10 protein-coding genes are annotated in these 5,838 nt (G+C 59.7%); 3 read left to right on the top strand and 7 right to left on the bottom strand.

Features of this window, described 5'->3' with window-relative positions; genetic code table 11:
* From tatB to ubiE, 7 genes are all read right to left on the bottom strand, one after another.
* A partial coding sequence (gene tatB, locus HX846_RS19055) for a Sec-independent protein translocase protein TatB (RefSeq protein ID WP_178965896.1) occupies positions 1-321 on the bottom strand: 321 nt, incomplete at its 3' end.
* Positions 322-331: 10 nt separating this feature from the next.
* A complete protein-coding gene (locus tag HX846_RS19050; RefSeq protein ID WP_003209298.1) occupies positions 332-610 on the bottom strand; it encodes a twin-arginine translocase TatA/TatE family subunit in 279 nt (92 codons plus the stop codon).
* Positions 611-635: 25 nt separating this feature from the next.
* Positions 636-968, bottom strand: coding sequence for a phosphoribosyl-ATP diphosphatase (locus HX846_RS19045; RefSeq protein ID WP_178965895.1), 333 nt, complete (start codon positions 966-968; stop codon positions 636-638).
* Between the two features lie 2 nt (positions 969-970).
* Entirely contained in the window at positions 971-1,363 is a 393-nt protein-coding gene (gene hisI, locus HX846_RS19040) for a phosphoribosyl-AMP cyclohydrolase (RefSeq protein WP_003209300.1), read from the bottom strand.
* A gap of 41 nt (positions 1,364-1,404) precedes the next feature.
* Positions 1,405-3,009: a ubiquinone biosynthesis regulatory protein kinase UbiB gene (gene ubiB, locus HX846_RS19035; RefSeq protein ID WP_178965894.1), complete on the bottom strand. Its 1,605-nt coding sequence runs from the start codon at positions 3,007-3,009 to the stop codon at positions 1,405-1,407.
* Positions 3,006-3,629, bottom strand: coding sequence for an SCP2 domain-containing protein (locus HX846_RS19030; RefSeq protein WP_003209304.1), 624 nt, complete (start codon positions 3,627-3,629; stop codon positions 3,006-3,008). The genes ubiB and HX846_RS19030 overlap by 4 nt, the downstream gene beginning before the upstream one ends.
* The gene (ubiE, locus tag HX846_RS19025; RefSeq protein WP_003209306.1) at positions 3,629-4,399 is read right to left on the bottom strand and encodes a bifunctional demethylmenaquinone methyltransferase/2-methoxy-6-polyprenyl-1,4-benzoquinol methylase UbiE; all 771 of its coding nucleotides are present in this window, start codon (positions 4,397-4,399) and stop codon (positions 3,629-3,631) included. Before ubiE ends, HX846_RS19030 begins: the two co-directional genes overlap by 1 nt.
* A gap of 143 nt (positions 4,400-4,542) precedes the next feature.
* Between ubiE and HX846_RS19020 the strand changes: the two genes are divergently transcribed.
* The 3 genes from HX846_RS19020 to HX846_RS19010 form a co-directional block, all read left to right on the top strand.
* The gene (locus HX846_RS19020) at positions 4,543-4,818 is read left to right on the top strand and encodes a polyhydroxyalkanoic acid system family protein (protein ID WP_008439272.1); all 276 of its coding nucleotides are present in this window, start codon (positions 4,543-4,545) and stop codon (positions 4,816-4,818) included.
* 105 nt (positions 4,819-4,923) lie between these two features.
* On the top strand, positions 4,924-5,346 hold the full coding sequence (locus HX846_RS19015; RefSeq protein ID WP_134325603.1) for a phasin family protein: 423 nt from the start codon (positions 4,924-4,926) through the stop codon (positions 5,344-5,346).
* 12 nt (positions 5,347-5,358) lie between these two features.
* The coding region (locus HX846_RS19010; protein WP_178965893.1) for a phasin family protein at positions 5,359-5,838 on the top strand (480 nt) is incomplete at its 3' end.

Below are 5,838 nucleotides of genomic sequence, written 5' to 3'. Positions count from 1 at the left end.
CGGTGCAGGCGCGGGTGCGGCGGGCGGAGCAATCGAATGCTCTGCCACAGGCTCTACCGGCTTGGGCGTTTCCTGCACCGGCGAGAGAATCTTCCGTGCCTCCTGCTCCAACGACAGAATGTGTTCGTTGTGCAGTTGCCGGCGAATCTCGTCGGCGCCGATTTCCCGTTCAACTTCCTGTTTGATGGCGTTGAAACTGCGTTTCAGGCGCCCGATCCACAGGCCGGCCGTGCGCGCGGCACCGGGCAGGCGTTCCGGCCCCAGTACCAGCAGGGCCACGAGGCCGACGAGCAGCAGTTCAGAGAAGCTGATACCAAACATTATTCAGTACTCACGAGTCTTTTTGGTTCTGCTCTTTGACGTGCTCGGCCTGCACGTCGAAGGTGCGACGTTCAGTGATCGGCTGAGTGGCCTGCGGGTGTACAGGCTGCGCCGGTGGCACCGGATTGACGGCCGGGTCGGCAGGCTTTTCGTCGTCGTTCATGGCCTTGCGAAAGCCCTTGATCGATTCACCGACGTCGGTGCCGAGGTTTTTCAGTTTTTTGGTGCCGAACACCAGCACAACGACCACAAGAATGACGATCCAGTGTTTCCAGTCAAAAATGCCCATGCTGCAATTCCTCTGTAAAAGTTGGTCAGGCGGACGGGCGCGAGGCCTTTTCGGCATGCCCGGACAAGCCGAAGCGACGGTCCAGTTCATCAAGCACTGCCTGTGGATGCTGCCCCAGTTGGGCGAGCATGACCAGACTGTGGAACCACAAGTCGGCAGTTTCGTAGATCACGTCGCTGCAGTCGCCGCTGATTTGCGCGTCCTTGGCCGCAATAATCGTCTCGACGGTTTCTTCGCCGAGTTTTTCCAGGATCTTGTTCAGACCCTTGTGGTACAGGCTGGCGACGTAGGAGCTGTCGGCGTCCGCGCCTTTGCGGTCTTCCAGCACCTGGGCCACACGGTTGAGGGTATCGCTCATGTTCAGTGTCCTGCCGAATAGATAGCGTGCGGGTCTTTGAGCACGGGCTCGACGGTCTTCCACTCGCCGTTCTGGAACACGCGGTAGAAGCAGCTGTGACGGCCGGTGTGACAGGCGATATCGCCGATCTGCTCGACCTTGAGGATCACCACATCGGCATCGCAGTCGATGCGCATCTCATGCAGGGTTTGCACGTGCCCGGACTCTTCGCCCTTGCGCCACAGTTTGCCACGGGAACGTGACCAGTAGATGGCGCGGTTCTCGGCGGCGGTCAGGCTCAGGGCCTCGCGGTTCATCCAGGCCATCATCAGCACGCGCCCGGTCTTGTAGTCCTGGGCAATGGCCGGCACCAGGCCGTCACTGTCCCACTTGATCTCGTCCAGCCAGTCTTTCATTTTCGGCTCCGGCAATTTGCGACAGTGTATAACCGGATTGGCTATCGACGCACGATCAGATACACGCCCACCGCGACCATGATGCCGGCCGGCCAGTGGCCCAGTTCATTCAGCGGCCCGCCGGCGGCCAGTATCGTACCGCCCACCAGGTGCGCGGCGCCCAGCAGGCGCAGGAACCAGTCGTCCTTGCGCTTGTGCCACGGCGGTGCGGGGTCCTTGGCGTGGGGCTGGGACATGCGCTCCAGCAGGTCACGGGTCATGTTAGCCAGGTGCGGCAGTTGCTCGACCTGGCTTTGCAGGTTGCCCAGCAGGGTTTTCGGGCTGATACGGTCCCGCATCCAGCGCTCGAGGAACGGCTGGGCGGTGTTCCACAGGTCGAGGTCCGGGTACAGCTGGCGGCCCAGGCCTTCGATGTTCAGCAGGGTCTTTTGCAACAGTACCAACTGCGGCTGCACTTCCATATTGAAGCGCCGCGCCGTCTGGAACAGACGCATCAGCACCTGACCGAAGGAAATATCCTTTAACGGTTTTTCAAAGATCGGCTCGCACACAGTGCGGATCGCCGCTTCGAATTCGTTGAGCTTGGTTTCGGCCGGCACCCAGCCCGAATCGATGTGCAACTGCGCCACGCGGCGGTAGTCACGCTTGAAGAAAGCGAACAGGTTGCGCGCCAGGTAATCCTGGTCTTCCGGGGTCAGGCTGCCGACGATGCCGCAGTCGATCGCAATGTACTGCGGGCTCCACGGGTTCACGGTGCTGACGAAAATGTTGCCGGGGTGCATGTCGGCGTGGAAGAAGCTGTCTCGGAACACCTGGGTGAAAAAAATCTCCACGCCGCGCTCGGCAAGCATCTTCATGTCGGTGCGCTGGTCGGCCAGGGTCGCGAGGTCGGTGACCTGCACGCCGTAGATGCGCTCCATCACCAGCACTTTCGGGCGGCACCAGTCCCAATAGACTTGCGGCACGTACAGCAGCTGCGAGCCTTCGAAGTTGCGCTTGAGCTGGCTGGCGTTGGCCGCTTCGCGCAGCAGGTCGAGTTCGTCGTAGATGGTTTTTTCGTAGTCCAGCACCACGTCCACCGGGTGCAGCAGGCGTGCATCGGCAGAAAAGCGCTCGGCGGCGCGGGCGAGGATGAACAGCCACGCCAGGTCCTGGCCGATGATCGGCTTGAGGCCCGGGCGGATCACCTTCACCACCACTTCTTCGCCGCTTTTCAGTTGCGCGGCATGCACCTGGGCCACCGAGGCCGAGGCCAGCGGCGCGATGTCGAAGCGGCTGAAGACTTCGCTGATCTTCTTGCCCAGCTGTTCTTCAATCAGCGTGACTGCCAGTTGCGAGTCGAACGGCGGCACGCGGTCCTGCAACAGCATCAGTTCGTCGGCGATGTCTTCGGGCAACAGGTCGCGGCGGGTGGAGAGGATCTGCCCGAACTTGATGAAGATCGGCCCCAGGTCCTGCAACGCCAGGCGCAGGCGCGCGCCACGGCTCAGCTCGAGGGTCTTGCGCGGCAACCAGCGCCACGGCAGCACATAGCGCACCGCCAGCAGAAACCACGGCAGCGGCAGGGCGAACAGCAGGTCATCGAGGCGGTAGCGGATTACGACGCGCTGGATACGAAACAAACGGCGGACGGCGAGCAGCTTCATGCGTTATCGCTTGAATCAAGGGAGCGGCTCAGGCGCTCGAAGCGCGCCTCAAGTCGTTCCAGGTCGAGTTTGGCCTGGTCGAGTTCGCGAAAGCGCGCTTCCGCTTCCCGTTGTCCGACCAGGGTGCGCGATTCTTCGCTCAGGTATTCGGCGAGGTTCTGGTTCAGGCTGGCGAAACCCTGCTGGTACCAGCGCGTGCGGCTGCGCAGATGACCGCTGATCAGTTGGGTGGCCACCGGGCCGAGCCAACGTGACAGCTCGTATTCCCAGTCCAGTTCCAGGTCTTGCAGCACGGCGGCCAGGTCCATCAGCACCGCGCTGTCGCCTTCAAGTTCCACGTCCGGGCCGTGGAGGATCGCCGTCTTGTCCCGGCTCAGGGCCAGGCGCAGCAGGCTTGAGCCGGAAGCACGCAGGGTGCAGTCGGCGTCGGCGGCCCAGTGGGACGCCAGCAACAGGCCTTCATCGCTGGGCAGGATAAACAGCTGCAAGGCGGGGCTGGTGCAGTCGACGGCGATGATCCTGCCGTTCAGGTGCGCCAGCCGTGCCAGGGCGGTGCTGTCCAGGCGCAGTACACGGTTGAGGCCGTGTTCGACGCTGGCGAGAAGGCCTGCGAACAACATCAGGGCTTGATGCCGCGGTGCAGGGCGACGATGCCCGAGGTCATGTTGTGGTAGGTCACGCGGTCGAATCCGGCCTCTACCATCATCGACTTCAGGGTTTCCTGGTTCGGGTGCATGCGGATCGATTCGGCCAGGTAGCGGTAGCTTTCGGCGTCATTGGTGATCAGCTTGCCCATCAACGGCATGAAGGCGAACGAGTAGGTGTCGTAGACCTTGGACATCAGTGCGTTGGTCGGCTTGGAGAACTCCAGCACCAGCAGGCGACCGCCGGGCTTGAGTACGCGCAGCATCGAGCGCAGTGCGTCTTCCTTGTGGGTCACGTTACGCAGGCCGAAGGCGATGGTCACGCAGTCGAAGTGGTTGTCCGGGAACGGCAGCTTTTCAGCGTCGGCCTGGACGAACTCGATATTGCCCGCCACACCTTTGTCCAGCAGGCGATCACGACCGACCTTGAGCATCGAGCCGTTGATGTCGGCCAGTACCACTTGGCCGGTGGGGCCCACCAGCTTGGAGAACTTGGCGGCCAGGTCGCCCGTACCACCGGCGATATCCAGCACACGGTTGCCGGTGCGTACACCCGACAACTCAATGGTGAAGCGCTTCCACAGGCGGTGCATGCCGCCGGAGAGCACGTCGTTCATCAAGTCGTACTTGGCGGCGACCGAGTGAAACACCTCGGCGACTTTTTCCGCTTTCTGGCTTTCCGGGACGTTCTTGAAGCCGAAGTGAGTGGTGGGTTCGGCATCGCTGCCTTTGCGCTGATCAGTCATATCGCTGTCACCAAAAGAGAATGGGGGCATTCTAATCCCCAAGGCATGCTTTGTCTTGGCAAGGCTGAAGGTAAGATAGGTGGTCACCGAGACCTTTTGCCGCATGGCGGGTCGACAAGTCTCTATAACGAGGAGTCATTCAAATGGCCCGTATACAGGTTGAACGTGCCCACACACTGGGCAAAGACGCTGCCCGAGAAAAAGCCGACAAGTTGGCGAGCAAACTCAAGGAGCAATATGGCCTGGAGTCTTCGTGGGCCGGCGACACACTGAACCTCAAACGTTCGGGCGTTAAAGGCACCGTGAAAGTGGCGGAAGATTCCCTGCGGATTGAAGTCGAGCTGGGTCTGTTGATGTCGGCCATGAGTGGCACCATCAAGTCCGAAATCGAGAAGGCACTGGATAAAGCCCTGGCCTGATTTGCGACCTTCTTAGGGTGCCGATTCTAATTTTTCTGCCTACTTTGTGCCCAAGCCCCCAACTTCTGTGGGCAGTTCCTCCCCCCTTTATGCGTGAGGTGCACCATGGCCAAAGTTATTTTGAAGAAAAAAATTGCTACCGGAACTAACGCCCTGACTGACGTTAAATCCTATGCCCGCAAGATCTGGCTGGCCGGTTTGGGGGCTTACGCCAAGGTCGGAAGCGAGGGCGCCGAGTACTTCAAAGAGCTGGTTAAGACTGGTCAACATGTTGAAACTAAAGGCAAAAAAGTTGTGATTGAACAACTTGATGCAGCCAACAGTCAGATTGATCAAGTCAAGAGCGAAGTCTTCGGCGTCAAAGGTCGAGTCGAAGTGCAACTGGATAAAGTTGAAAGCGCTTTTGATAGTCGTGTTGGAAGTGCCTTGAATCGGATCGGCATTCCGTCTAAACATGACGTGGAGACACTCTCTGCTAAGCTCGATGAGCTGACGGCATTGCTCGAACGTGTCGCGCGTAAACACTAAGGAGACAACGGGATGGCTGGTAAAAAGACTACTGATAAAGAAGGCAGCTCGTGGATCGGGGAAGTTGAAAAATACTCCCGCAAGATCTGGCTGGCCGGTTTAGGCGTGTACTCGAAGGTGAGCAGTGACGGCGGTAAATACTTCGAGACTTTGGTTAAAGACGGCGAGAAGGCCGAGAAGTTGACCAAGAGCACAGTGGGTAAACAAGTCGATGCGGCAAAGGCTTCCGCCGGTTCTGCCAAATCACGTATCAGCGACAAGTGGGGCGAACTGGAAGGGGCTTTTGACAAGCGTCTGAACAGTGCCATTTCGCGACTGGGCGTACCTAGCCGTACTGAAGTGAAAGCGCTGCACAGCAAGGTCGATACCTTGACCAGGCAAATCGAAAAACTCACCGGCCTGAAAGCTGCGCCAGTTGCGGCTAAAACTGCAGCGGCTAAACCGGCTGCCAAGCCTGCGGCGAAAACTGCAGCGGCCAAGCCTGCTGCTAAA

It is taken from the genome of Pseudomonas sp. K5002, assembly GCF_013386655.1.
In the GTDB taxonomy this organism is placed as follows: domain Bacteria; phylum Pseudomonadota; class Gammaproteobacteria; order Pseudomonadales; family Pseudomonadaceae; genus Aquipseudomonas.
Note: the sequence above shows the minus strand (reverse complement) of the source record. Positions and strands in the feature narration are given on the sequence as shown.